Below are 661 nucleotides of genomic sequence, written 5' to 3'. Positions count from 1 at the left end.
CACCTTAAACGGCGCCATAGTGACCCTGGCCGGCATTGAAAATTGCGACCAGGTTAAATTCCAGTACCGGGACGAACATCAAAGCGAATGGCTGGATAGTACTGCTGCCGACGGCAGCTACGGCGTCGAACCATTTACCTTTAACCTGGCCGGTTTAACGCCAAATACAATCTATCAATACCGGGCTTTAGCCCACAATTCCCTGGGCTGGATTCCCGGGGAAACCGTCACCTTCACCACCAGCCCGGCCAATCCCCAACTTCCTCCGGTAGGCGCAATTGAGACCCCGGTTGAAGATGAAGTCATCTCAGGAAGCGATTATCAGGTAACTGGTTGGTATCTGGACGGCCAGGGGGTATCCAAAATAGAAATCAAAGTAGACGGCGTAATCATCGGGGAAGCCGTCTTAGGAGATCCACGCCCCGATGTGCAGACAAATTATCCTGACTACAACAACAGCAACTCTGGGTTCCACTATGCACTGGATACCACTGCATTGACCAATGGACCCCATAACATTACCGCCCTGGAGACCAACTCGGCAGGACAAACCAGCTATCAGGAAGTAATCTGCACCGTCGCTAACCAGTAGTCTTTATGAGAGGGGGCTCCCCTTTTTGGGATAGCCTCCTCTCAATTCATATACCTTCAACTCCCGCAA

1 protein-coding gene is annotated in these 661 nt (G+C 51.7%); it reads left to right on the top strand.

The window, feature by feature from the left end; translation table 11 throughout:
• A partial coding sequence (locus B3W37_RS07495) for an Ig-like domain-containing protein (RefSeq protein ID WP_483175242.1) occupies positions 1–592 on the top strand: 592 nt, incomplete at its 5' end.
• Between the last annotated feature and the right edge of the window lie 69 nt (positions 593–661).

Source organism: Syntrophomonas sp. UBA5494 (assembly GCF_002426325.1).
This window is presented reverse-complemented; position numbering and strand designations above follow the sequence as displayed.